The following is a 26470-nucleotide window of genomic DNA, read 5'->3' as shown; positions in this document are numbered from 1 at the left end:
ATAATCCAAGAAGCAATCAGTATAATTTCATTGATCGCAAAACCATTATCTGAATTTCATCAACTATTAATCAGTTGCCTTCCTATTTAAAAACGACTACAATTTTACTGTTATATATATGAACGAAAAAAATAGAATAGGAGGGGAAACTATGCCAAGGAAAGTATGGCTATTAGTAGCTGGGATGATTATTAATGTCACGGGTGCTTCTTTTTTATGGCCTTTTAATACAATTTATTTGCATGATCACCTAGGAAAATCTTTATCTGTGGCCGGAATGGTATTAATGATCAATTCGCTTACTGGTGTAATCGGAAACTTGCTCGGCGGTGTTTTATTTGATAAATGGGGCGGTTATAAATCAACTTTAGTAGGGATTGTGATTACACTTGTATCGATTTTAGGTCTTGTGTTCTTCCACGGTTGGCCGTTATATGTTGTGTGGCTAGCGTTAATCGGCTTCGGTTCTGGAATGGTCTTCCCATCGATGTATGCGATGGTTGGTACGGTTTGGCCAGAAGGCGGAAGACGGGCATTTAATGCGATGTACGTTGGACAAAATGTTGGTATTGCGATCGGAACAGCATGTGGTGGATTAGTTGCATCGTATCGTTTTGATTATATTTTCTTAGCGAATTTTATTTTATACTTTGTTTTCTTTTTAATTGCTTTTATTGGATTCCGCGGTATGGAAGACAAGAAAGAGCCAGGAGTGCAAAAAGAAGTCGAAACGAAAAAAGGGTGGTCACTTACACCTGGATTTAAAGCACTTCTTATCGTGTGTATAGCATATGCTTTATGCTGGGTTACATACGTACAGTGGCAAGGAGCGATTGCAACACATATGCAAGAATTGAATATTAGCCTTCGTCACTATAGTTTATTATGGACGATAAACGGAGCGATGATTGTTTGTGCGCAGCCACTTGTTAGTATGCTAATTCGTTGGATGAAGCGTTCTTTAAAACAGCAAATTATGATTGGAATCTTCATTTTTGCGGCGTCATTCATTGTGTTAAGTCAAGCGCAGCAATTTACGATGTTCCTCGTTGCGATGGTAACATTAACAATTGGTGAGTTATTTGTATGGCCTGCGGTTCCAACGATTGCAAATATACTTGCACCAAAAGATAAATTAGGATTTTATCAAGGTGTCGTAAATAGTGCGGCGACTGTAGGGAAAATGTTCGGACCGGTCGTTGGCGGAGCAATTGTGGATTTATACAATATGGAAGTATTGTTTATAGCAATCATGGTAATGCTTGTAGTAGCGCTTATAGCAACGAGCATTTATGATAAACGAGTAAAAGTAGAAGAAACAGTTGAAGAAAAAATTGCAGTTTAGTTTGACGGAACATGTAACATGTTTTAGAATATATTTAAATAAAACAACCTTTAGAACAAGGGAGATAGCTCGGCTGTCTTAAGATGAATTCGTTAGTTATTAAGAGTAACGATTAACCGAGAAGTCCTCGCTTTAAGTAAGCTCTTAAGAGATACTAGGTGAAGGATAGTTCACTTAACTTATATGTGTAATAACAGTGAGAAGGAGTAGTAGTAATAGAAGCTGGTTTAGAGAGTTGACGGTCGGTGCAAGTCAATCCACGTTTCGTTATGAACTCGCCTTTGAGTTGCAGTTGTGAAACTAATAGTAGCAATTGCCGTTAATCCACGTTACGGATCTAAGCGAATGTATATTTGTACATTAATTTAGGGTGGTACCGCGGGAATCTATAACCTCTCGTCCCTTTCTAGGGATGAGAGGTTTTTTGTATTTTGGGCGGTGAAAATAAATAGAATTTCAAGGAGGGTATCTCATGAGCTTTAATCATCAAGAAATTGAGAAGAAGTGGCAAGGATACTGGGAAGAGAATAAAACATTCCGTACGCCAGATGAGACAGAAAAACCAAAATTTTATGCACTAGATATGTTCCCATATCCATCAGGTGCAGGCTTACACGTAGGACATCCAGAAGGTTATACAGCGACAGATATTTTATCTCGTATGAAGCGTATGCAAGGATATAACGTTCTTCATCCAATGGGATGGGATGCATTTGGTCTTCCAGCAGAGCAATATGCACTTGATACTGGAAACAGCCCAGCTGAATTTACAGAGCATAATATTAATACATTCCGTAATCAAATTAAATCATTAGGTTTCTCTTACGATTGGGACCGTGAAGTAAATACAACAGACCCAAACTACTATAAGTGGACACAATGGATTTTCCTAAAACTATTTGAAAAAGGCTTAGCTTACGTTGATGAAGTACCTGTAAACTGGTGCCCAGCACTTGGTACAGTACTTGCAAACGAAGAAATCATTGACGGTAAGAGTGAGCGCGGTGGACATCCAGTTGAGCGTCGTCCGATGAGACAGTGGATGTTAAAAATTACAGCTTACGGAGATCGTCTATTAGAAGATCTAGATGAGCTTGATTGGCCTGAAAGCTTAAAAGATATGCAACGTAACTGGATCGGTCGTTCTGAAGGTGCAGAAGTACACTTCAACATCGATGGTACAGACGAGAAATTCACAGTTTTCACAACGCGCCCTGATACATTATTTGGTGCAACATACTGTGTACTAGCTCCAGAACATGCACTTGTTGCAGAAATTACAACAGCAGAACAAAAAGAAGCGGTAGAAGCTTACATTAACGCTGTAAAAATGAAGAGTGACCTAGAGCGTACAGAACTTGCGAAAGAGAAAACTGGTGTATTCACTGGTGCTTACGCAGTTAACCCAGTAAACGGTGAGAAATTACCAATCTGGATCGCTGACTATGTTCTTGCAACTTACGGAACAGGTGCTGTAATGGCAGTTCCAGCTCACGATGAGCGTGACTATGAATTCGCAGCAGTATTTAATCTTCCAATGAAGGAAGTTGTAAAAGGCGGAGATATTACGAAAGAAGTGTACACAGGTGATGGTGCACACGTAAACTCAGCATTCCTTGATGGATTAAATAAAGAAGAAGCAATCGCAAAAATGATTGAATGGCTTGAAGCAACGAGCGCAGGAAATCAAAAAGTAACGTACCGTCTACGTGACTGGTTATTCAGCCGTCAACGTTACTGGGGTGAACCAATTCCAGTAATTCACTGGGAAGATGGTACAATGACAGCTGTGAAAGAAGAGGAATTACCATTAGTTCTTCCGAAAACAGAAAACATCCGTCCTTCAGGTACAGGTGAATCACCACTTGCTAACATTGACGAGTGGGTAAATGTTGTTGATCCTGAGACTGGTAAAAAAGGTCGTCGTGAAACGAACACAATGCCGCAATGGGCTGGTAGCTGCTGGTACTACCTACGTTACATCGATCCAAACAATAGCGAAGCACTTGTAGATCCTGAAAAAGTAAAACAATGGCTTCCAGTTGATATTTATATCGGTGGTGCAGAACATGCCGTACTTCACTTACTATATGCTCGTTTCTGGCATAAAGTATTATACGATATCGGTGTAGTTCCAACGAAAGAGCCATTCCAACAATTATTCAACCAAGGTATGATTCTAGGTGAAAACAACGAGAAAATGAGTAAATCAAAAGGTAACGTTGTAAATCCTGATGATATCGTAGCAAGCCACGGTGCAGATACACTTCGTCTATACGAAATGTTCATGGGACCATTAGATGCTTCAATTGCTTGGTCTGAAAATGGTCTTGACGGAGCTCGTCGTTTCCTAGACCGCGTATGGCGTCTATTCGTTCAAGATAACGGTGAATTAAGTGAGAAAATTACTGACGCACCAAATAAAGAGCTTGAAAAAGCTTACCATCAAACAGTGAAGAAAGTAACAGAAGACTATGCAGAGCTTCGCTTCAACACAGCGATTTCTCAAATGATGGTATTCATCAACGATGCATACAAAGCTGAAACACTTCCAAGAGAATATGTAGAAGGTTTCGTAAAAATGATTGCACCAGTTGCACCTCATATCGGGGAAGAGCTATGGAGCAAACTTGGATACAATGAAACAATCACATATGCAAGCTGGCCAACATTTGATGAGTCTAAACTTGTAGAAGATGAAGTTGAAATTGTTGTTCAAGTTATGGGTAAAGTTCGCGCAAAACTAACAATGAGTAAAGACGCATCAAAAGAAGAAATGGAACAACTTGCACTTGAAGCAATTCAAGACCAAATTGAAGGGAAAACAGTTCGTAAAGTAATTGTTGTTCCTGGAAAACTTGTTAATGTTGTTGCAAATTAATTTATTCTAAATAAAAGCTCAGAGTATGTATACTCTGAGCTTTTTTGTGTAGAAAATAATCTCTGGATCACCCTAGTCTAAGTTTTCAATTATTCCAATACGTACAAATAAAAGAGCGGAATTCCAATACAGACAAACACCTATTTTTCTATAGGAAATATGATAAAAAAGGTAGGCTAAATTGAGTAGAAGAGGTGAAAGGAATGAAAGGGATGGACAATAATGCACCACATGGCTTTTTCGGAGGTGGATCGGATAGTTATGAACAAATGATGTTAATGGGAGGCGGACAACAAGGATATGGCGGAATTCCGAGCTGGATGGGTGGAACACCTGGAGGATTTTCCACATCAGTAGCTGGAGCACAAACTGGAATTCCAACATTAACAGGAGGATTTCCATCATCAGTAGCTGGAGTGCAAACAGGAATCCCAACATTTGTAGGCGGAGCAGCGGGAGGAGTACCAGTAGGCGTACCAACTACATTCCCATCTTTCGTTGGAGGAGTACAAACAGGATTTCCGGTACCGGGAGTAGGTGTTGTGGCAGGCGGAGTAGGTGGTTATCCACAAGGTTTTTACGGTCACCATGGCCATCATCATCAAGGTCACCATGGCCATCATGGACATCATCACCACCAAGGTCAACATGGCCATCATGGCCACCATCACCACCAAGGACACCATGGCCACCATCACCACCAAGGTCACCACGGTCATCATGGACATCATCAACAACAAGTACATCACCACGGCCACCATCATATACATCCGCAGGCTGTTCTTTATCAAATTCATCAAGATCAACATGGTCACCATGGCCACCAAGGTCAACATGGTCATCATGGCCACCATCACCACCACGGTCATCATGGACATCATCAACAACAAGTACATCACCACGGCCATCAAGGCCACCACGGTCACCAAGGTCAACATGGTCATCAAGGTTACCAAGGCCAACAACACCAACAACACCAACAACACCAACAACACCAACAACACCAACAATACCAACAGTATCAACAGCAACAATCTTCTCCTTGGACAGGTGGAATGGGAACAGGAGGAGCAGGGGCAGCAGCGGGAGCAGCTAGTATTAGTGGAGCAGCAGGACACGCGGGGCACGTGGGACATTAATGAGTTGCAGAAAAAAAGACATAATAAAAAACTGCTAGGAAATCCTAGCAGTTTTTTTCAGCTTCTTGACGCTGACGTTCAATTTCAGCACGAAGTTGTGGCTCTGGTGCTTGCCAGCCTTCTGGCTTTAGAATCTTACCGTCGCCTTCACGGAATCGAGGCTTCCCATCAGGGAATAGTTTTGCCATATTGGCATTATTTACAATTTCGAATCCTTTATCTGGACGTACGCCCATTTCGGCAAATGTTCCGAATGCAAAGTAAATAAGGTCAATTAGTGCATCGTATTGATCTTCAACAGTCGTTGCCTCTAGAAATTCTTCTAGCTCTTCCTGCATAAAACTTGCACGGATTTTTGCACGCTCTTCTGTTAATTTTGTTGGAGTATTTGTCACAGGATGTCCGAATACTTCATGCATTTTCGCAACAAGTTCGTATCCTTTATCTAAACCTTTTTCGTTTGTCATGTTGTTTCATCCTTTCTTACGTTATGCCGAAGTTTATTGTAACATAAGGTGATTGTGAAATGAAAAGAACATCTTATCGAAATAAGATGTTCGCTCGTTATTCTTCTTTTTTTATTAAAAGGGATGAAATAAGATCGATGCCAAAAATACCGACCAGTAACATTGGTATAACGACAAGTAAGTAACGTGTGAAGGAAACATTTTTTAAGTATGTATGAGCAAATAAAAAGACACCGAGAAATAAAATACCATTTAAAATAGGCTTTACTAATTTTTTAGACATAAGCTCCCCCATAAATATCTTCTCTCTCTCTAAAATAAAAACTCCTCTCTCCGTTGTATCATGCTGGAGAGAGGAGTTCAATCATTTCTCATTCAATTACACCAGAATTTGTAATATTTACGGTGTATTTTATATGAACCGGAACATCTTTATACATTTGTCTCCATTCTTCTAATTTGAATGGGCGATAATGTTGCTTATACTTTGCACCTAGCCCGAGAGGATCGACGCCTAAAGATTTAAACTGCTTAATTAATTTGGAAGCCTGTATGTCCAATTGTTTTTGGACGTTTTTTTCAATGTTTTTTGTGTTCTTGTTATTTTCCAAGTTAATTGCTTTCGATAGTTCTTGAATACGTGCATCAAGATGAACATGAATGAAAAAAGAAGGCTTTCCGTTTTTAATTTTTATATCGTAAGTTGGAACAGAACGAATATTATTAATCATGACGTACGCAGAATCTGTTTTAAATTCATGTGAATCTAATTTATGTTTCTCTAATAGTCCTTTAAATATGAACATATCTTTTTCCGCAATTTTACCGATATATTTATCTTTTTTAAAAAGGCCAATTCCGGTAATTTTTATTTTATCACCATGCTTCTTTAGAATGGGAATATAGTAGTCTTTTCCTTCTTGGTAATAGCGAAATGCTCCTATATGTAGATTATCCGCTGGTAAAGGTCCGGTCTCCATGTTATGTTCTAGCAATTTTTTTATATAAATGGCAACGTTGTATGAAGTCGAATATTTGCCTTTTAAAAGTTCAGTACCATTCCCATCTAATAAAGCAGCATATAGAGCGTTCCCTATATTCACATCTCGAAGTAATGTATCGAATGAAGTAGACATTCCTTTTTTGGCAAGCCTTATTGTATATAGAGCGACACGCATTTGTCCGCTAGCAAATGGTTGAGAAGACTCTAAAGATGTGTCTGCTTTTACTTGTTTTACCGCATTTGCACTGCCTTCAAAAACTTGAACTTTATTTCCTTTTTTCTGAATGGGACAAACGAATGTCACTTTTACTTTATTATCTTTTGCGACATCAAAAACTGTTCCTTGAATAAGTTGTACATCATCGATAATATTTTTTTGTAAACATCCAATTAGACTGAAGAATGTTATACAAGAAATAAGTATTAATTTGCTTGTGCTTTTGATTTTTTCCATTTTCTTTTCACCCACACAATAATAAATAGGATTGGGATGTATACATAAATGAGCCAAAAACTAACTTTTGATACATTACTAATAAAGTTATTAATATCGTGTCTGTTTGTTAAAAGTTGCGAAACAATGAGAGTGATAAAGATAAAAGCAATTAAAACACCCCTTTGTTTTACACGAAATATTTCATGAGTTCCTCTCATTGACGCCCATAAAGGGAGGATAAAACTTGAAATAATAACGAGTGCATAGCCTGAAATTGCAATATATTCGAGTCTTTCTATAAATGGTAATTGAATGACTTGGGTCATAGAAAGTTGTGCCCATATTGTTTTTAACAATTGCTTCTCACTAAAAAATGCAAAGGCTAAAAGGGTACTAAATAGATATAGAAGATTTGAAAATAGTGCTCCAAGCTGAGCGTATTTATGAGATTGCATAGGCTTTTTCACAAATGGATACACCATGAGGTAAATTTCAAAACCGGTCATACTGTAGATTGACAGTTGAGCGGATTTTAAAATGTCTGAAAAAGAATGTGTGAATATAGGTAGTAAATTATCCCAATGTGAATATTTCAAAACGAATAAGCTTAGAAATAAGTATCCTAATGTACCACCAACAGAGATGACGCAAATACCGGTAATTACACGAAATCCAGAAGAGATAATGTAATAGCTAACTAAGCATAAAAAGAGTGTTAACATAAAGGTGGAAGCGGTAGGAAACATCCATACTTGAATAATTTCAACATATGTTCGGATGACCGAAATACTAACGATTAAAAAATAAGCCATAAAGATGATGCTAATGCCATTTCCTAGCCATTTTCCAAATGTTTGCCGATGTAAATCAACTAAATTCCCATTTGTTTCTTTTAATAAGACATACATCATCCATATAAGAATATGGATGAAAATTCCTGTGATTATAACTCCCATCCATCCGTCGTATCCAGCGGCCTTTGCGATGATTCGAGCGAATCCGAGAACTCCAGCACCAAACTGTGCACCGTGAATTAAGAAGAAAACAAAGATAGGAGATATTTGATATTTTTCTTGAACTTTACTCATCAATGCACCTCGTTTCTTAATCATCAAAATCCGATCTATGTTTTGTTGAAATTCCTTTCGCAGCTTTTTTTACATGTTGTGGTCTTGCTTGTACATCTCTTGTATCAATCATTGTTAAAGGGAAACGAATCCAAGAATCTTTAACAGATTGTTGTCTTGTTGGGTAGAACAAAGCGTATGGCTTGCGTAAAGAAGTAAGTCTAAATAGATGCGTAAATAAGAAGATAAATCCAAGAGAAATCCCGAAAAGTCCTCCTATTTCTGCAAATATGAGAAATGGGAAGCGTAGTAATCGAACCGCATTACCCATTTTGTAAATAGGTGTAATAAAGGAAGCGAGTGCTGATAAGGCAACGATAATTAATAAAATGTTACTCGTTAAACCAGCTTGTACCGATGCTTGCCCGATTACGATACCGCCTACAATACCGAGCGTTTGACCAACTTTCATCGGTAACCTCGCGCCAGCTTCCCTCAGTAAGTCGATTGCAAGTTCTAAAAAGAGTGCTTCAATTAAAGGCGGGAATGGTACTTGTGCTCTTGATAAAATTAAAGTTTCAAGTAAATCACTTGGAATGAGTTCATAATGATAATTTAAAACTGCAACGTATAACGGTGTAGCGCAAATTGAAAATAGAACGGCAATTAATCTTAAAATCCTTGAAAATGTAGCGTACATCCAGGAGACGTTATAGTCTTCTGGTGAAATGAAAAAATCAAAATAGGATACGGGTGTTAGTAAAACACTTGGAGAACCATCAACAAAAATAGCGATTTTTCCATCAATTAGTGCTTTTGTAACTCTATCAGTACGTTCTGTATTGATATAGAGAGGGAAAATCGATTTTTCACCCATTAATTCTTGTAAATAAGCACTATCATTAATTTGATCATATTCAAGAGCGCGTAATGACTCTTCTAGAAAATCTACATTATCTTTTTCAGCAAGGTTGTCTAAATACATCATGACAACTTTTGTTTTTGAAAACTCGCCAATAATCATTTCTTTTGTTTGTAAATCTAAAACAGGAAGACGTTTTCGAACTAAATTAATGTTTGTATCAATATCCTCTACGAAACCTTCTTGCGGACCAATAACAGTTGATTCGTTTAAAGGAGGGGTTGGTGCACGATAATTATCAATTGCAATGTTTGCAAGCATACATTTTTGATCTTGCTGATTCAATTGAATAATCGCATGCCCCTTTAAAACCATATCCTCAATTTTTTGTAAGTCGTTCGTAATTGTAATGCCGCTCATTGGAATATGTTCTTTCAGCTCTTCTAGTGAAGCATTAGGTCGTTCCAAAAGAGTAGGCATTAAATATTTTTGTAATTTCTCTCCATCAAGCGAAGGACGATAGTAAGAAATCCAATAAGGCATCGTTTCATCGTCGGATGTATGATAATTCACAAAATCACTAGATTTTTTCAGCTTCTCTATTAAATTTTGTAAAGAATGGATACGGTCTTTTTCTGGTTTCGTAAAATCATAAATACTATTACCTTTAGAGTTTTGTTGCTTACTTTGAGAAGGTTCATCTTGCTTAGCGTTTTGTTGTTTATCTTGAGACGAATCACCTTGTTTAGCACCTTGTTGTTTATCTTGAGAGGAATCCTCTTGTTTAGTACTTTGTTGCTTATCTTGAGAGGAATCCTCCTGTTTAGAGTTTTGTTGCTTATCCTGAGAAGAGTCCTCTTGTTTAGCACTTTGTTGTTTATCTTGAGAGGAATCCTCCTGTTTAGAGTTTTGTTGCTTATCCTGAGAAGAGTCCTCTTGTTTAGCACTTTGCTGCTTATCCTGAGAGGAATCCTCTTGTTTAGCACCTTGTTGTTTATCTTGAGAGGAATCCTCCTGTTTAGAGTTTTGTTGCTTATCCTGAGAAGAGTCCTCTTGTTTAGCACTTTGCTGCTTATCCTGAGAGGAATCCTCCTGTTTAGAACTTTGCTGCTTATCCTGAGAAGAGTCCTCTTGTTTAGAACTTTGCTGCTTATCCTGAGAGGAATCCTCTTGTTTAGCACTTTGTTGCTTATCTTGAGAGGAATCCTCCTGTTTAGCGCTTTGTTGCTTATCCTGAGAGGAATCCTCTTGTTTAGCACTTTGTTGCTTATCCTGAGAAGAATCTTTTTGCTCGTTATTTTTACCTTTATTATGTTTCATACTTCTAGTCTGTTCTTTGTTATCATCCTCTGCATTGTTAGAATGCTGCTCCTGATTATCTGTTTTGTTTGCTTCTAGTTTATTTGATTTTTTTTTCTTACGTAGCCAATTCCAAATCATGTGTATGCCCTCTTTAATCTTGTAATATAGTGCTATTTTGTGGCTAATTTTGTATATTATTCATTTATTTATGAAAAGAAGAAGGAGATTAGTTTGCATAGAAAAAAATCTTTAGTAAGCAGTTCATACTATAACGGGGAGAGGAAGAGTCTGTGCAAATTGTAAAAAAGGAGAAGTTTGTTTTAAAAGAGTTTACGTTTGAAAATGGCAGGGAAATTCCTGTTCAAATGGGATACGAGACATATGGCACTTTAAATAGAGAAAGGTCAAATGTGATTTTGGTTTGTCATTATTTTAGTGCAACAAGTCATGCGGCAGGAAAATATACAGTGCATGATGAGGAGTCTGGTTGGTGGGATGGGCTCATTGGAGCTGGAAAAGCAATTGATACAAATAAGTATTTTGTTATATGTACAGATAATCTTTGTAATGTGCAGGTGAGAAATCCATATGTGATTACAACAGGACCGAAATCGATTAATCCAGAAACTGGAGAAGAATATGCTATGGATTTTCCGGTTTTTACATTTCTTGATGTAGCTCGTATGCAATATGAGTTAATAAAAGGTATGGGAATTTCAAGGTTACACGCTGTAATTGGACCGTCGGCAGGGGGAATGATTGCACAACAATGGGCGGTTCACTATCCACATATGGTAGAGCGGATGATTGGCGTTATTACGAACCCACAAAATCCAATTATTACGTCAGTAAATGTAGCGCAAAATGCGATTGAAGCAATTCAACTGGATCCAAGTTGGAAAGATGGAAAATATGGAGAAGAGCAGCCGATAAAGGGGCTTCATTTAGCAAATAGAATGATGTTTATGAACGCGTTTGATGAGTATTTTTATGAAATGGCATTTCCTCGTAACAGTATAGAGGTAGAACCTTATGAAAAGTTTTCTACACTAACATCATTTGAAAAAGAAATAAATAAAGCGACATATACAAGTATAGAGTTAGTAGATGCAAATTCATGGATGTATACTGCAAAGGCAGTTTTATTGCATGATATTGCACATGGGTTTTCTTCACTAGAAGAATCTCTTTCTAACATAGAAGCGAATGTACTTATGATTCCATGTAAACAAGATTTGCTTCAGCCGTCTCGTTACAACTATAAAATGGTAGATATTTTGCAAAAACAAGGGAAGTATGCGGAAGTGTATGAGATAGAAAGTATAAATGGGCATATGGCGGGAGCATTTGATATTCATTTATTTGAAAAGAAAGTTTATGAATTTTTAAATCGGAAAGTATCTAGTTTTGTTTAGAAGACAAATGATGGGGAAAAGGTGCAATGTTTGTAGTAGGCACCTTTTTTCACATGATTTGTAGACGGAAAATATATGTGGCAATTGCTATACCGAAGAATGCGATACTAAGCAATAGAAATAAGAATGACATTTCTTGGGGTGATTTTATTTTTTTAGTATTTTTCATACTAAGAGTAATAATTGCAGCGATTAAGAAAATGATGCCCATTATGAAAAGGGAAAGTGTCATTTTCATTGGCTCCTTTCATAAGACAAGTATATTGAGGATACAATGCAAGAGTTATGTTTGTAAAGAATAAGTTTTGCGAGAAAATTGAGAAATAGTTTTTCGATTCTTTGCGTTCTTTCTTTTGCGTGCTAAAATTGGTAGAGAATGTTTGTGAAAAAGAAACTAAAGGTTTTATTGTATATAAGGAGGAACTACATATGACAGAAGTTAAAACAATTACTACAGAAGAGGTACAAGAGCGTTTAGAAAATGGAGAAACGTTATTTCTAGTAGACGTAAGAGAAGATGAAGAAGTAGCGGCAGGAAAGATTCCAGAAGCTGTACATATTAAAATGGGCGATATCCCACATAAAGTAGATTTCTTTAATAAAGAGAATGAATATATCTTTATTTGTCGTTCAGGAATGCGCAGTGAAAATGTATGTCATTATTTAAATGAGCAAGGGTTTAAAACAGTGAACATGGTTGGCGGTATGCTTCAATATGAAGGTGAAACGAAATAGTTAATAGTTAAAAACTTGAAACGAGTCTGTTTCAAGTTTTTTTCTTTTGCATACAGTATAAAAAAGGAGGAGGGGGAAATGGGAATTAATTTGCGTAAAGTGAAAATTATTAATAATACAGGCGCTGTTAATGTCGGTGACTGTTATGATATCTCGCCTTTAGCTGTGGCAAAAGTATATGCAGGTGCTGGAGGATCGAGTGCGGCTATTTTTTTAAATGGAAAAAGGCAGCCAGAAGCGGTGATTAGAACATCGGTATTTCTTCCGCCTTTGGCAACAAGTACACGTACGTTAGGTTCATAAAGGAAAGGTAGAGTGTAATTATGCCTGCGCATATAAAAGAATTTGTTATTGTTAATAATACTGGAAATATATTTACCGGTGATAATTTGAGTGATACTTCATTTACTGCTTCGAAATCATATAGTGGTTCGATGGGATGCACTTGGATTGATGTTGTTACAGTAATAGGGACGGAGACAAAGCTTTGTTTACAACCAGGAGATTCTGTCACAACAACATATACAAGAGGCACTCCTGCTGGTACTGTAACAGGAACAAATATGGGGCAAAGTGTAAATGCATCGGGTATAGCACAAGCTGTCCCTAATACAGATAATATGGATTCAATTGCAGGACTCCCTTAAGGCATTAAGGGAGTTTTTATTATTTAAAATAAAAATAGTCTTGGAAATTATTTTTGTAAATAGATTAAGAAGAGGCTTATTTATTATGAAAAAGACGGTTTGTAGGTGGTGAAAGTGTGAAGAATCGTGATAATAATCGGAAGCAAAATTCGTTAAGCTCTAATTTTAGAATTCCACCCGAACTTATTGGGCCTACTTTCCCCCCTGTTCCAACTGGATTTACAGGTATAGGGATTACTGGTCCAACTGGTCCACAAGGCCCAACAGGACCTCAAGGACCAAGAGGATTACAAGGTCCGATGGGGGAGATGGGCCCGACAGGACCTCAAGGTGTGCAAGGGATACAAGGATCAGTTGGGCCAATAGGTGCAACTGGACCAGAAGGACAGCAGGGGCCACAAGGATTGAGAGGACCACAAGGAGAAACTGGAGCGACAGGACCTCAAGGTGTGCAAGGGTTACAAGGTCCGATTGGTCCAACGGGAGCGACTGGGGCACAAGGTATACAGGGGATACAGGGATTACAGGGGCCAATTGGAGCGACGGGACCTGAGGGACCTCAAGGAATTCAAGGCGTCCAAGGGTTACCGGGTGCAACTGGTCCACAAGGAATACAAGGAGCACAAGGGATACAAGGAACACAAGGACCGAGTGGAAATACAGGTGCAACCGGAGCGACTGGAGCAACTGGTCAAGGAATAACAGGACCGACTGGAATAACTGGACCATCTGGAGGACCTCCTGGTCCGACAGGGCCAACTGGTGCGACAGGTCCGGGTGGCGGACCGAGTGGAAGTACAGGTGCGACTGGAGCAACGGGGAGTACTGGGGCTACAGGAAGTACAGGGGTAACAGGAGCAACGGGAACTACAGGTCCGACTGGAAGTACGGGAGCACAGGGCTTGCAAGGAATACAAGGAATTCAAGGGCCAATTGGCCCAACAGGTTCAGAAGGACCGCAGGGGATTCAAGGTATTCCTGGTCCGACGGGAGTAACTGGTGAACAAGGAATTCAAGGAGTTCAAGGTATTCAAGGGATAACGGGAGCAACAGGAGATCAAGGTCCGCAAGGGATACAGGGGGCTATAGGTCCTCAAGGGGCCACAGGAGCAACAGGAGATCAAGGTCCACAAGGAATACAAGGAGTACCAGGGCCATCAGGAGCAACAGGACCACAAGGAGTTCAAGGGATACAAGGTCCAATGGGCGATATAGGACCAACAGGTCCAGAAGGCCCAGAGGGACTTCAGGGCCCGCAAGGAATACAAGGAGTACCGGGGCCAGCTGGAGTAACGGGTCCAGAGGGGCCACAGGGGATACAAGGAATTCAAGGACCGGTAGGAGCAACAGGCTCACAAGGTCCCCAAGGAATTCAGGGAATTCAAGGTGTGCAAGGGATAACGGGAGCAACAGGAGTACAAGGAGCAACTGGAATTCAAGGTATACAAGGAGAAATAGGAGCAACGGGTCCAGAGGGTCCCCAAGGAGTGCAAGGTGCTCAAGGGGCGATTGGTCCAACAGGTCCAATGGGCGCACAAGGAGTGCAAGGAATACAAGGGATTCAAGGCCCAACAGGTGCACAAGGAGTGCAAGGTGCTCAAGGAATACAAGGAATTCAAGGTCCGACGGGTGCAACAGGAGATACGGGAGCAACTGGGGCGACAGGAGAAGGCACTACAGGCCCAACAGGAGTAACTGGTCCGACAGGGGTAACAGGACCATCTGGAGGACCAGCAGGACCGACCGGCCCAACGGGGCCATCAGGTCCGGCGGGAGTGACTGGTCCATCTGGTGGACCACCTGGCCCGACAGGAGCAACTGGGGCGACAGGAGTAACAGGGGATACCGGGGCGACGGGCTCAACTGGAGTGACAGGAGCGACAGGAGAAACGGGAGCAACCGGAGTGACGGGTTTACAAGGTCCGCAAGGAATCCAAGGTGTGCAGGGAGAGATAGGTCCGACGGGTCCCCAAGGTGTTCAAGGTCCCCAAGGAATTCAAGGAGTAACGGGGGCCACTGGAGATCAAGGTCCGCAAGGGATTCAAGGCCCACAAGGCGACATAGGTCCAACAGGCCCACAAGGAATTCAAGGCCCACAAGGTTCTCAAGGAATCCAAGGAGCGACAGGGGGAACAGGAGCACAAGGCCCACAGGGAATCCAAGGTCCGCAAGGTGACATAGGTCCGACTGGGCCACAAGGTCCAACTGGAATCCAAGGGATACAAGGAGAGATAGGTCCAACAGGTCCAGAAGGCCCAGAGGGACTTCAGGGCCCGCAAGGAATACAAGGTGTGCCAGGGCCAGTTGGAGCAACGGGTCCTGAGGGTCCTCAAGGGATACAAGGCATTCAAGGAGTGCAAGGAGCAACCGGCCCACAAGGTCCACAAGGAATACAGGGAATACAAGGTGTGCAAGGGATAACGGGAGCAACAGGAGCACAAGGAGCAACTGGAATTCAAGGGATACAAGGGGAAATAGGAGCAACAGGTCCAGAGGGGCCCCAAGGAGTGCAAGGTATACAAGGGGCGATTGGTCCAACAGGTCCGATGGGCGCACAAGGAGTGCAAGGTATACAAGGGATTCAAGGAGCAACAGGAGCACAAGGAGTGCAGGGACCACAAGGAATTCAAGGAGTGCAAGGTCCGACGGGAGCAACAGGAGAAACGGGATCAACCGGAGCGACGGGAGAAGGATCAACCGGTCCAACAGGAGTAACCGGTCCAACAGGGGTGACAGGCCCGTCAGGAGGCCCAGCAGGACCGACCGGCCCAACGGGGCCATCAGGTCCGGCAGGAGTGACAGGTCCATCAGGTGGACCACCTGGCCCGACAGGAGCAACAGGTGCGACAGGAGTAACAGGAGATACCGGGGCGACAGGCTCAACTGGAGTGACAGGAGCAACAGGAGCAACGGGAGCAACCGGAGTGACGGGTTTACAGGGTCCACAAGGAATCCAAGGTGTTCAAGGAGAGATAGGTCCAACCGGTCCACAGGGTATTCAAGGTCCACAAGGAATACAAGGAGTAACGGGGGCAACTGGAGCACAAGGTCCCCAAGGAATTCAAGGCCCACAAGGCGACATAGGTCCAACCGGCCCACAAGGAATTCAAGGTCCACAAGGTCCTCAAGGAATCCAAGGAACGACGGGGGCAACCGGAGCACAAGGCCCACAGGGAATCCAAGGTCCGCAAGGAGAGATAGGTCCGACCGGCCCACAAGGTCCACAAGGAATTCAAGGCCCGCAAGGAATTCAAGGTCCAACGGGAGCTACAGGAGCAACCGGAGCGACAGGTCCACAAGGGATTCAAGGTCCACAAGGAATTCAAGGCCCGCAAGGAATTCAAGGTCCAACGGGAGTTACAGGAGCAACCGGAGCGACAGGTCCACAAGGAATTCAAGGCTCGCAAGGAATTCAAGGTCCAACGGGAGCTACAGGAGCAACCGGTTCACAAGGTCCAACTGGAGATACAGGTCCAACCGGAGCTGGAGCCACTGGAGCGACCGGGGCGACTGGAGTTAGTACAACTGCAACGTATGCGTTTGCGAATAATACATCAGGAACCGCTATTTCCGTTTTATTAGGGGGTACGAACGTACCGTTACCGAACAATCAAAATATTGGCCCAGGAATAACCGTTAGTGGTGGAAATACTGTATTTACAGTTGCGAATGCAGGAAACTATTATATAGCCTATACAATTAATTTAACGGCAGGTTTACTTGTAAGTTCTCGTATAACTGTAAATGGCAGTCCGCTTGCGGGAACGATAAATGCCCCGACAGTGGCTACTGGTTCATTTAGTGCAACAATAATCGCTAACTTGCCTGCTGGAGCTGCTGTTAGCTTACAGTTATTTGGAGTAGTTGCAGTAGCTACATTATCTACAGCAACGCCAGGGGCTACCCTAACTATTATTAGATTAAGTTAATAAGCAGAAAACCTTGAAACTTTTATGTTTCAAGGTTTTTTTATCTTTGTATTTGTAAGTAAACCTCGTTAACCAGGGGAGTGGCTCCCCTCTAATTATTTAAAGTTTCACTTTATTCTCTTGAGCAAAAACATCGCAGTTCGAAAATATATTATAATAGAATGAAAAGAAAGAAATTTGGCAGAAAGGGAGGGTGGCGATGCAGGAGATGGTTAAAGATTTTTTTGGACGCCCACTTCAAGATTTACGTATATCTGTCATTGATCGTTGCAATTTTAGATGTACATATTGTATGCCAGCGGAAATATTTGGGCCAGATTATGCTTTTTTGAAAGATGAGTTTTTACTAACCTTTGATGAAATTGAGCGTTTGGCAAAATTATTTGTTAACATCGGTGTACGAAAAATTAGAATTACTGGCGGTGAGCCACTACTTCGTAAAGATTTAACAAAACTTATTGCACGTCTTGTGAAAATTGATGGGCTAATAGATATAGGGTTAACGACAAATGCTGTACATTTAACGAAACAAGCGAAGGCATTAAAAGAAGCTGGATTACATAGAGTGAATGTTAGTTTAGATGCAATAGATGACGACATATTTAAGAATATTAATGGTCGAAATATTAATACAAAACCGGTAATTAAGGGAATTATAGCAGCTAAAGAGGCGGGGCTGGAAGTAAAGGTAAATATGGTTGTAAAAAAAGGGATGAACGATCATCAAGTACTTCCGATGGCTGCGTATTTTAAAGAGCAAGGAATCACGCTTCGGTTTATTGAGTTTATGGATGTTGGTAGTACAAATGGGTGGAATTTTGATCAAGTCGTTACAAAACGAGAATTGATTGAGATGATTCATAAGATGTATCCACTTGAGCCAGCCGAAGCGCATTACTTTGGTGAAGTTGCGAAGCGATATTGGTACGTTGGAACAAATGTTGAAGTTGGTTTTATTACATCTGTTTCTGAGTCATTTTGTGTCTCTTGTACGAGGGCGAGAATTTCGGCAGATGGAAAGTTTTATACGTGCTTATTTGCGACAGAGGGTTTGGATGTAAGAGAACTTCTTAGAGGAAATCTTTCGGATGAGGAGTTATTAAGTGTTATACAAGATGTATGGATGAATAGAAAAGATAGGTATTCGGATGAACGAACAGAAGAAAGTGCAAAAAATCGTCCGAAAATCGAAATGTCTTATATAGGAGGATAAGAAAGGGGGCTATCGCATGCAGGAGCGATATTCAAGACAAATATTATTTTCTGGTGTTGGAGAAGAAGGACAGAGAAAAATAAGAGAGAAGCATGTGCTTATTATTGGTGCTGGTGCTCTCGGTGCGGCAAATGCAGAAGCGATTGTTAGAGCAGGTGTTGGAAAAGTAACGATTGCTGACCGTGATTATGTAGAATGGAGTAATTTACAAAGACAACAACTATATACAGAAGAAGATGCAAAGCAGTATAAACCGAAGGCGGTAGCGGCAGCAGAGCATTTAAGAGCGATTAATTCTGAGGTGGAAATAACTCCTGTTGTGACGGATGTAACGGTGCAAGAAATGGAAGAATTAGTGAATGATGTAGATTTAATATTAGATGCGACAGATAATTTTGAAACGCGTCTTCTTATTAATGATATTTCACAAAAGTATAATATTCCGTGGATATATGGTGGGTGTGTCGGAAGCTACGGAGTAACGTATACAATTTTACCAGGGAAAACACCGTGTTTTCGCTGTTTAATGGAGCATCCAGCGAGCGGTGCAACATGTGACACAGCTGGTATTATACAACCGGCAGTACAATTAGTAGTTGCGCATCAAATTACGGAAGCGCTGAAAATATTAGTAGAAGACTTTGGTGCGCTTCGTGAAACGATGTTATCGTTTGATCTTTGGAATAATCAACAGATGGCATTTAAAGTGAATAGGCAGAAAAAAGATACTTGTTTATCTTGCGGAAGGTTACGTACATATCCGAGTTTAACATTTGAAGGACAAACGAAAACAGAAGTGTTATGTGGGCGGAATACAGTACAAATTCGCCCGGGTGTGCGGAAGAATTTAAATTTAGAAGAAATTAAAAAACGCTTACAAAGAAGCGTAGAGATAAAGGCGACACCTTATTTATTATCATTTCCGGTAGAAGAATATCGTTTTGTTTTATTTACAGATGGCAGGGCGTTCATTCATGGGACGAATGATATGAATGTAGCGAAAAGTTTATATGCAAGATATATAGGTTGAACCTAAAGGAAACCCTTTAGGCTCAACGGAGAGAGGATTATGAATTTCTCGTATAATCTCCACTTTTTCCACCTGTTTTTTCAAGTAAGTACGTTTCGCCGATAATCATACCTTTATCGACAGCTTTACACATATCATACACAGTAAGAGCGGTAGCGGAAGCAGCTGTTAAAGCTTCCATTTCAACACCGGTGCTACCTTCTGTTTTAACTTTTACTTCAATGAGTAAACGATATTGTTCTTCTGATTGTTTCCAATCGAAAGAAACGTCAACACCTTTTAATAATAAAGGATGGCACATTGGGATAATATCAGAAGTACGTTTCGCGGCCATAATGCCTGCGATTTGCGCAACTGCTAATACGTCACCTTTCCCAATTTCATTGTGAGAGATTTTATCGTAAATTTCTTTCGTAACGACAATGCTAGAGCACGCAATTGCTGTTCGAACGGTTGCTTTTTTGTCGCTTATATCAACCATTTTTGCGCGTCCTTGGTCATTGAAATGTGTAAATGAAGACATGGAATTCCTCCTTGAAGTAATTTCTATTGAATATATAAAGTTTAATCGAGATAAAAAAAATTGCAAATATGAGGTGAGAAACGATGGTAGAAAAACGAATTCCAATTCAAGTTGCTAAGGCAGTAGAACGGGTAATGAAATATGCGAAGCATGGTGAAGTAGAAGAAATTTCTATTACGGAAAGTTACGGGAGAATTCTCGGGGAAGATGTTGTCTCAGATCATGACGTTCCTCATTTTGATCGTTCCCCTTACGATGGTTTCGCCATTCGAGCAGAAGATACGAAAGAAGCAACTCAAGAGAATCCAGTTGAATTTGAAGTAATAGGAGAAATCGGGGCGGGTTCCGTTTTTTTAGAGGAAGTAGGAGCTTTTGAAGCAATTCGCATTATGACAGGAGCAGCTATTCCAGAAGATTGCAATGCAGTCGTAATGCTAGAGCTGACAGAAGGGTTTGAGAAGAACGGGAAAACATATATGAAGTTAAAACGCCCTTTTAATAACGGTGACAATGTGTCGTTTAAAGGAGAAGATATAAAACAAAATCAAGTTCTCGTTAAGAAAGGTGTTGCAATTAATCCAGGTGTTGCGGCCTTACTAGCAACGTTTGGATATAGCACGGTGAAAGTTGTAAAACAGCCTGTTGTCGGTATTGTAACGACAGGAAGTGAATTATTAGAAGTACATGAGCCGTTAGAACCGGGGAAAATTAGAAATAGTAACTCGTATATGATCGCAGCTCAAATTATGAAAGCTGGCGGGAAAGTTCGTTATTATGGTCAACTCGCGGATGAGTTAGATGCATGTTTTACAGCTGTTCAATCAGCGATCGATGAGGTCGACATTTTAATTACAACAGGCGGTGTATCAGTAGGAGATTATGACTACTTACCAGCTATTTATGAAAGATTACAGGCAAATGTACTCTTTAATAAGATAGCCATGAGGCCCGGAAGTGTAACGACAGTAGCTGAAGTTGATGGAAAGTTACTCTTTGGTTTATCAGGAAATCCGTCTGCTTGTTATGTAGGCTTTGAATTATTTGTGCATCCAATTATAAAAACGTATTTGTATGCGAAGGAACCTCACGTATATAGAGCGGATGCTATTTTACAAAAAGATTTTCCGAAGCCAAATCCATTTACTCGTTTCGTAAGAGCGAACGTAACAATTGTGGATGGGGCGTTACAAGCGATGCCGGTTGGTTTAGATAAATCGAGTGCGGTATCTTCACTTGCAGATGCGAATGCTTTTATCGTGTTACCCGGAGGAACGAGAGGATTTGAGACCGGAATGAAAGTATCCGTATTATTGTTAGAGCACTCTGAGGGATGTGAGTGGCCATGGGCGAAGCCCCTTCAATCTTACAAATAGTAGGGTATCAAAATAGCGGAAAAACGACACTTGTAGAGAAAATTGTGCATGCATTAGCCGAAAGCGAAATGAAAGTTGCTACAATTAAACATCACGGGCACGGAGGTTTTCCAGAAGTAGCGCAAAAAGATAGCGAAAGACACCGTAAAGCTGGTGCTGTCGTAAGTAGTGTAGAAGGTGCTGGATTACTTTCACTTTCTTCACTAAGAAAGAAATGGTCCTTGCAAGAAATTATTCGCTTATATGAGTTTTTTAAAGTGGATACAATTTTAATAGAGGGCTATAAAAAAGAGAACTACCCGAAAGTAGTGTTACTTCGTTCTGCGGAAGATGCTGAGCTTTTACATAAAGTAGAAAATATAGTGGCGGTTATTACGTGGTATGATGTCCCAGTAAATATACGAGAAGAATATAAAGTATTTCATATAACAGAAGAAGAGTTGTACATAGACTGGTTTTTACAAACGGTTAGGAGTGCGAAATGACAAATACATATTATGAAGTAATTGATACAGAAATCTCGATTGAAGAGGTAACGAAGAAAGTAATTCGACGTGAATGCGGTGCTGTTACAACATTTATTGGAACGGTTAGAGAGTTTACGAAAGGGCGTCGTACATTATACTTAGAATATGTCGCTTATAAAACGATGGCAGAAAAGATGCTAGAGAAAATCGGCCTGGAAGTGAAAGAGAAATGGCCGGGTACATATGTTGCGATTACACATCGCATCGGTACGTTGCAAATTTCTGATATAGCGGTTGTTGTTGCTGTTTCAACACCACACCGTAAAGCGGCTTATGAAGCGAACGAATATATTATGGAACGCATAAAACAAATTGTTCCGATTTGGAAAAAGGAGTTTTGGGAAGATGGTGACTCATGGATTGGTGATCAATTAGAAAAAACACCATATCCGGCGGGAGAGCCTGGGAAGGAGCTATAAGTATGATTCGAGTATTGTTATTTGCGCACTTGCAAGAAGAAGCAGGGACAAGTGAATTACAAATAGAGAAAGAAAATATTACGGTTGCACAGTTAAAAGATGTTGTTGCGAACGAATATAATGTACCAGTTTCAGAGCCAATTATGGTTGCGATTAATGAAGAATATGCAAATGAAGATGACAAGGTCCAATCTGGTGATGTTGTTGCACTAATCCCACCAGTGAGCGGTGGTTAATATTGGATTCATTAAAACGACTTTCCTATATAGGGAAAGTCGTTTTTTTATGGCAGTTTTGAGAACACTAATCTATAGAACAAGGAGGGAATTATGAAAAAAATATGTGTAGTTATGACAATGCTATGTGCGTCTTTTTTCTCTTCTCCAAGTGATTCTTTCGCGAAAGAATCAAGAGAACAGCTTTTAGAGAGTGCATTATCAAATAGGTACTATTCAGTTATTAGACAAGTGACAGAAGATCAATATGAATGTGCTTCAGTCATAAATATAAAGCGTCTCGGCAAGAAAGATGAATTTGTTCCTAGGTATGAAGTGAAGCTACAATTTCTTACATTTCAAGGAGCGCATAATCCCCCGAACGATAAAGTTACGCTTACTTTGGAAGACCATTTAGATCACGTAAAGATAAAGAAAGTGGAGCGAGAAAAGAATGTTTCTGACGCTATTGCAGAAAAAGTTTGTGAACGGGAAAAAGAAAAAATAAAAGCTCACTCTAATGACTTAGAGTGATAACCTATGCATTTAGTAAAGAAAGGTAATGAGTGATGGATATATTTTTAGCGATTTTACCAGCTATATTTTGGGGAAGTATTGTGCTATTTAATGTAAAACTGGGCGGGGGACCGTATAGTCAAACGCTCGGAACAACGTTTGGAGCACTTATTTTCTCAATTGTTGTTTATATTTTTATGAAGCCAGTATTAACACCTACCGTTATCGGAGTTGGAGTTGTGTCAGGTTTATTTTGGGCGCTTGGTCAGGCAAATCAATTGAAAAGTATTGATTTAATGGGTGTTTCGAGGACGATGCCAATTTCAACAGGACTTCAATTAGTCGCGACGACTTTATTTGGCGTTATCGTATTTCATGAATGGTCCACGACAATATCGGTCGTCCTTGGGATTTTAGCGCTCGTTTGTATTATTATCGGTGTTATTTTAACATCGCTTCAAAGTGAAGAAGAAAAGAATGCAGAGCAAGCAGCAAACTTTAAAAGAGGTATCGTAATTTTATTAATTTCAACAGTCGGCTATTTAGTTTACGTAGTAGTGATTAGACTATTTAACGTAGATGGTTGGTCAGCTTTGTTGCCACAAGCAGTTGGTATGGTGTTAGGTGGGATTTTGCTTACCTTTAAACATCATCCATTTAATAAATATGCAATTCGAAATATTATTCCAGGATTAATTTGGGCAGCTGGAAATATGTTTTTATTCATTTCGCAGCCGCGTGTTGGAGTAGCAACAAGTTTCTCGCTATCGCAAATGGGAATTATTATTTCCACGCTTGGTGGGATCCTTATATTAGGTGAAAAGAAAACGAAACGTCAATTAACGGGTATCGTTGTCGGTATTGTTTTTATTATCGCAGCCGGAATTATGTTAGGTATAGCCAAAAGTTAAAGGAGGTATGGAAATGTATAGTGATTTAGCAGGGAAAGTTGTCGTTATTACAGGATCAGCAACTGGTCTTGGAAGAGCGATGGGAGTGAGGTTTGCTAAGGAAAAAGCGAAAGTGGTTATTAATTATCGCTCACGAGAATCAGAAGCGAATGATGTGTTAGAAGAAATTAAAAAGGTAGGCGGCGAAGCGATTGCTGTAAAAGGTGATGTAACCGTCGAATCGGATGTTGTGAATCTCATTCAATCTGCTGTGAAAGAGTTTGGTACGCTTGACGTTATGATTAATAATGCAGGGATAGAAAACGCGGTACCGTCGCATGAAATGCCGCTTGAAGATTGGAATAGGGTAATTAATACAAATTTAACAGGTGCTTTTTTAGGAAGTCGTGAAGCGATTAAATATTTTGTAGAACATGATATTAAAGGGTCAGTCATTAATATGTCTAGTGTTCATGAGAAAATTCCGTGGCCACTATTTGTGCACTATGCAGCAAGTAAGGGTGGCATTAAACTGATGACAGAAACGTTAGCGCTAGAGTATGCGCCAAAAGGTATTCGAGTAAATAATATAGGACCAGGTGCAATTAATACGCCAATCAATGCAGAAAAGTTTGCTGATCCTAAAAAACGTGCTGACGTAGAAAGTATGATACCTATGGGCTACATTGGAAAACCTGAAGAAATCGCAGCAGTAGCAACTTGGCTTGCCTCATCAGAGGCGAGTTACGTAACCGGAATTACGCTATTTGCAGATGGTGGAATGACGTTATATCCATCGTTTCAAGCTGGGCGTGGGTAATATAAAAGGACGAAGAGATAAAACTCTTCGTCCTTTTTTTACAAAAAAAAATAGCGGCCAGCTATTTTAAATTTAGTGATTAATTGTATCTTGAAGAAATTCTGTTGCTTGATGTTCAGAAACATTTTGTACGAGTGCAACTTCACTGATCATCATTTTTCGGGCGTTATCTAGCATTTGTTTTTCACTCGCATTTAAAGTTCTCTCTTTATTGCGGCGAAGTAAATCCCGAACAACTTCTGCGCTATCTTGTAAATTGCCGTTTTTCATTTTTTCCATATTCATTGTATATCTTTGTTTCCATGAGAGTGATGTGTCTGACTCCCCGTTTTGAAATTCAAGAAGTATATCATCTAACGTACCTCGATCAACGATATAACGAATACCTGATTTTTTTAATTGATCCATCGGAAGCATTACTTGCATATCTTTACTAATGATGCGTATCACACAATATTGACGTGAAGTACCTAATATTTCTTTCTCTTCAATTGCTTCGATGATTCCTGCACCGTGCATTGGATAAACGATTTTATCACCAATTTGAAACAAATCATCCACCTCCATATGTGGTAACCACTTTTAATGATAACATACGTATGTAAAAATGTCAAATTTTATATAATAACATAATATTTATATTCGAGTCAATAAGATAAAGTGCTTTTTTTGTATTTTTTCGGGTTTTATTTATAGTGATTTTTTTAGAAAAATAGTACAGGTGAAGAAAGAAGGCATATCCACTTATTTTTAAGCATAAAATGTAAAAGCGCTAATACAATATACCTAAATCCGTTCTTTGCAAAGGAGGGAGAGAAGGTGGGGCGCACAATAAAAATTGATATTACAAATAAAGTTGTAGCTAAATTTAGACCAAATTATTTGGAATTATATACGAGTAAATTTATGATAGGTAAGTTTTATGTCTATACTGAAGATAAAAAATATGTGTTAGAAGACGGATATATATATGAGAATGGAAAGTTTTATCGCATCATAGATACGCACCGTGGCAATAATCAAGCGGCGGAGGGCTGCGATCTAGGATGGTGTTAACATGATTCGTGTGAAAGTTTTTGATGAAAGTCACGAAAAAGACTTAGAAGACGCTGTGAATGTGTTTTTGAAAAAGATTGATGATAGCAACTTTGTAGATATTAAGTATCAAGTTGGTGTTTCTATTAACGACGATGAAAACCAAATTTATTGTTTTTCAGCAATGATTGTTTATAAAGCATAAAAAAGAGCTGGCTCACCCAGCTCTTTTTTATGTTTTATGTTGGGACAACATGTGTCGGTAATACGTTCATAATAGATTGGGTTGTGCCTAATTTCTTTGTCGTTAAAAGAGGCTCCCCTGTTTCATGGTTTTGGGCATCTTTACACATACCAAGGTGATAACGATCACCTAAAAATGGATCAATATAAAAACCGTTTTTGAATACTTTATCATTTGGATGTTTTTCATGATGAATATCAGAGCAGTTAATGCAATAGAACATCGCTTTCATCCCCTTTTTATTTTTGTTTGAAAAAGGTGAGTCGGTAGTCATTTCGCTCCTGAGGAAATGTTGAGGAGAAGAGAAATAACTACCTACTCAAATGGTGGGCATATTCCTTCTGACTTTGTCATATCTCGCGTATTGTCCCTTGAGGGAAGGAGGAGAGACGAAGTACGCATGATATAAGTAAGGCGCTTCTTTCAATATGAATGAT

Annotated in this window: 28 protein-coding genes and 1 other annotated feature; of the genes, 19 read left to right on the top strand and 9 right to left on the bottom strand. The window is 39.8% G+C overall.

Going from position 1 to position 26470, the window contains the following annotated elements:
• Nucleotides 1–151: 151 nt before the first annotated feature.
• From DN399_RS23270 to DN399_RS23260, 3 genes are all read left to right on the top strand, one after another.
• Nucleotides 152–1345: an MDR family MFS transporter gene (locus tag DN399_RS23270; RefSeq protein WP_001137556.1), complete on the top strand. Its 1194-nt coding sequence runs from the start codon at nucleotides 152–154 to the stop codon at nucleotides 1343–1345.
• Nucleotides 1346–1532: 187 nt separating this feature from the next.
• Nucleotides 1533–1752, top strand: a binding site (T-box leader).
• A 65-nt stretch (nucleotides 1753–1817) separates the two neighbouring features.
• The gene (leuS, locus tag DN399_RS23265) at nucleotides 1818–4226 is read left to right on the top strand and encodes a leucine--tRNA ligase (protein ID WP_149149952.1); all 2409 of its coding nucleotides are present in this window, start codon (nucleotides 1818–1820) and stop codon (nucleotides 4224–4226) included.
• A 203-nt stretch (nucleotides 4227–4429) separates the two neighbouring features.
• Entirely contained in the window at nucleotides 4430–5365 is a 936-nt protein-coding gene (locus DN399_RS23260) for a hypothetical protein (protein WP_149149951.1), read from the top strand.
• A 44-nt stretch (nucleotides 5366–5409) separates the two neighbouring features.
• On the opposite strand, the gene DN399_RS23255 is transcribed toward DN399_RS23260, so the two are convergent.
• From DN399_RS23255 to DN399_RS23235, 5 genes are all read right to left on the bottom strand, one after another.
• A complete protein-coding gene (locus tag DN399_RS23255) occupies nucleotides 5410–5832 on the bottom strand; it encodes a pyrophosphohydrolase domain-containing protein (protein WP_000180554.1) in 423 nt (140 codons plus the stop codon).
• Between the two features lie 97 nt (nucleotides 5833–5929).
• The gene (locus tag DN399_RS23250) at nucleotides 5930–6115 is read right to left on the bottom strand and encodes a hypothetical protein (protein WP_000038781.1); all 186 of its coding nucleotides are present in this window, start codon (nucleotides 6113–6115) and stop codon (nucleotides 5930–5932) included.
• A gap of 88 nt (nucleotides 6116–6203) precedes the next feature.
• Nucleotides 6204–7289 (bottom strand): spore germination protein GerHC, encoded by a 1086-nt coding sequence (gene gerHC, locus DN399_RS23245; RefSeq protein WP_006924870.1) that lies wholly within the window; start codon nucleotides 7287–7289, stop codon nucleotides 6204–6206.
• Nucleotides 7259–8359, bottom strand: a complete 1101-nt coding sequence (locus DN399_RS23240) for a spore germination protein (protein ID WP_149149950.1) — start codon at nucleotides 8357–8359, stop codon at nucleotides 7259–7261. Before DN399_RS23240 ends, gerHC begins: the two co-directional genes overlap by 31 nt.
• A gap of 16 nt (nucleotides 8360–8375) precedes the next feature.
• Nucleotides 8376–10640, bottom strand: coding sequence for a spore germination protein (locus tag DN399_RS23235; protein WP_149149949.1), 2265 nt, complete (start codon nucleotides 10638–10640; stop codon nucleotides 8376–8378).
• A gap of 152 nt (nucleotides 10641–10792) precedes the next feature.
• Here DN399_RS23235 and DN399_RS23230 point away from each other — a divergent pair, with 152 nt between their 5' ends.
• Nucleotides 10793–11917, top strand: a complete 1125-nt coding sequence (locus DN399_RS23230; RefSeq protein ID WP_006924874.1) for a homoserine O-acetyltransferase family protein — start codon at nucleotides 10793–10795, stop codon at nucleotides 11915–11917.
• Nucleotides 11918–11966: 49 nt separating this feature from the next.
• On the opposite strand, the gene DN399_RS23225 is transcribed toward DN399_RS23230, so the two are convergent.
• The gene (locus DN399_RS23225; protein ID WP_000175905.1) at nucleotides 11967–12149 is read right to left on the bottom strand and encodes a hypothetical protein; all 183 of its coding nucleotides are present in this window, start codon (nucleotides 12147–12149) and stop codon (nucleotides 11967–11969) included.
• Nucleotides 12150–12346: 197 nt separating this feature from the next.
• On the opposite strand from DN399_RS23225, the gene DN399_RS23220 reads away from it, so the two are divergent.
• The 6 genes from DN399_RS23220 (at nucleotide 12347) to DN399_RS23190 (ending at nucleotide 19471) form a co-directional block, all read left to right on the top strand.
• A complete protein-coding gene (locus tag DN399_RS23220) occupies nucleotides 12347–12652 on the top strand; it encodes a rhodanese-like domain-containing protein (protein WP_000141207.1) in 306 nt (101 codons plus the stop codon).
• Nucleotides 12653–12730: 78 nt separating this feature from the next.
• Nucleotides 12731–12955 (top strand): spore germination protein, encoded by a 225-nt coding sequence (locus DN399_RS23215; protein WP_000512463.1) that lies wholly within the window; start codon nucleotides 12731–12733, stop codon nucleotides 12953–12955.
• Nucleotides 12956–12975: 20 nt separating this feature from the next.
• On the top strand, nucleotides 12976–13299 hold the full coding sequence (locus tag DN399_RS23210) for a hypothetical protein (protein ID WP_001110852.1): 324 nt from the start codon (nucleotides 12976–12978) through the stop codon (nucleotides 13297–13299).
• A 116-nt stretch (nucleotides 13300–13415) separates the two neighbouring features.
• Nucleotides 13416–17228: a BclA-related collagen-like exosporium protein gene (locus DN399_RS23205; RefSeq protein WP_149149948.1), complete on the top strand. Its 3813-nt coding sequence runs from the start codon at nucleotides 13416–13418 to the stop codon at nucleotides 17226–17228.
• A gap of 199 nt (nucleotides 17229–17427) precedes the next feature.
• On the top strand, nucleotides 17428–18441 hold the full coding sequence (moaA, locus tag DN399_RS23195; protein ID WP_149149947.1) for a GTP 3',8-cyclase MoaA: 1014 nt from the start codon (nucleotides 17428–17430) through the stop codon (nucleotides 18439–18441).
• Nucleotides 18442–18457: 16 nt separating this feature from the next.
• A complete protein-coding gene (locus tag DN399_RS23190; RefSeq protein ID WP_149149946.1) occupies nucleotides 18458–19471 on the top strand; it encodes a molybdopterin-synthase adenylyltransferase MoeB in 1014 nt (337 codons plus the stop codon).
• A 37-nt stretch (nucleotides 19472–19508) separates the two neighbouring features.
• Here the strand turns inward: DN399_RS23190 and moaC are convergent, their stop codons facing one another.
• Nucleotides 19509–19994, bottom strand: coding sequence for a cyclic pyranopterin monophosphate synthase MoaC (gene moaC, locus DN399_RS23185; RefSeq protein ID WP_000094146.1), 486 nt, complete (start codon nucleotides 19992–19994; stop codon nucleotides 19509–19511).
• Nucleotides 19995–20077: 83 nt separating this feature from the next.
• Between moaC and moeA the strand changes: the two genes are divergently transcribed.
• The 7 genes from moeA (at nucleotide 20078) to DN399_RS23150 (ending at nucleotide 24754) form a co-directional block, all read left to right on the top strand.
• A complete protein-coding gene (gene moeA, locus DN399_RS23180; protein ID WP_000229713.1) occupies nucleotides 20078–21367 on the top strand; it encodes a molybdopterin molybdotransferase MoeA in 1290 nt (429 codons plus the stop codon).
• Nucleotides 21337–21852 (top strand): molybdopterin-guanine dinucleotide biosynthesis protein B, encoded by a 516-nt coding sequence (mobB, locus tag DN399_RS23175; protein ID WP_000503325.1) that lies wholly within the window; start codon nucleotides 21337–21339, stop codon nucleotides 21850–21852. The genes moeA and mobB overlap by 31 nt, the downstream gene beginning before the upstream one ends.
• Nucleotides 21849–22313 (top strand): molybdopterin synthase catalytic subunit MoaE, encoded by a 465-nt coding sequence (gene moaE / locus DN399_RS23170; protein ID WP_000185943.1) that lies wholly within the window; start codon nucleotides 21849–21851, stop codon nucleotides 22311–22313. The genes mobB and moaE overlap by 4 nt, the downstream gene beginning before the upstream one ends.
• 2 nt (nucleotides 22314–22315) lie before the next feature.
• Complete coding sequence (moaD, locus tag DN399_RS23165; RefSeq protein ID WP_000621777.1) at nucleotides 22316–22549, top strand: molybdopterin converting factor subunit 1; 234 nt, start codon at nucleotides 22316–22318, stop codon at nucleotides 22547–22549.
• A 93-nt stretch (nucleotides 22550–22642) separates the two neighbouring features.
• Entirely contained in the window at nucleotides 22643–23062 is a 420-nt protein-coding gene (locus tag DN399_RS23160; protein WP_000717684.1) for a DUF3888 domain-containing protein, read from the top strand.
• Nucleotides 23063–23097: 35 nt separating this feature from the next.
• Nucleotides 23098–23955, top strand: a complete 858-nt coding sequence (gene glcU / locus DN399_RS23155) for a glucose uptake protein GlcU (RefSeq protein ID WP_000350861.1) — start codon at nucleotides 23098–23100, stop codon at nucleotides 23953–23955.
• A 13-nt stretch (nucleotides 23956–23968) separates the two neighbouring features.
• Complete coding sequence (locus DN399_RS23150) at nucleotides 23969–24754, top strand: glucose 1-dehydrogenase (protein ID WP_000286673.1); 786 nt, start codon at nucleotides 23969–23971, stop codon at nucleotides 24752–24754.
• Nucleotides 24755–24826: 72 nt separating this feature from the next.
• Here DN399_RS23150 and DN399_RS23145 read toward each other — a convergent pair whose 3' ends face one another.
• A complete protein-coding gene (locus tag DN399_RS23145) occupies nucleotides 24827–25321 on the bottom strand; it encodes a CarD family transcriptional regulator (protein WP_000451445.1) in 495 nt (164 codons plus the stop codon).
• Between the two features lie 252 nt (nucleotides 25322–25573).
• Between DN399_RS23145 and DN399_RS23140 the strand changes: the two genes are divergently transcribed.
• Entirely contained in the window at nucleotides 25574–25810 is a 237-nt protein-coding gene (locus tag DN399_RS23140) for a DUF2553 family protein (protein WP_000533804.1), read from the top strand.
• 1 nt (nucleotide 25811) lies between these two features.
• Nucleotides 25812–25994 (top strand): sporulation protein Cse60, encoded by a 183-nt coding sequence (locus tag DN399_RS23135; protein WP_000621751.1) that lies wholly within the window; start codon nucleotides 25812–25814, stop codon nucleotides 25992–25994.
• A gap of 34 nt (nucleotides 25995–26028) precedes the next feature.
• On the opposite strand, the gene DN399_RS23130 is transcribed toward DN399_RS23135, so the two are convergent.
• The gene (locus tag DN399_RS23130) at nucleotides 26029–26256 is read right to left on the bottom strand and encodes a DUF3973 domain-containing protein (RefSeq protein ID WP_000498989.1); all 228 of its coding nucleotides are present in this window, start codon (nucleotides 26254–26256) and stop codon (nucleotides 26029–26031) included.
• Nucleotides 26257–26470 lie beyond the last annotated feature (214 nt).

The sequence above is a fragment of the Bacillus sp. AR4-2 genome, from assembly GCF_008274865.1.
GTDB lineage: Bacteria > Bacillota > Bacilli > Bacillales > Bacillaceae_G > Bacillus_A > Bacillus_A cereus.
This window is presented reverse-complemented; position numbering and strand designations above follow the sequence as displayed.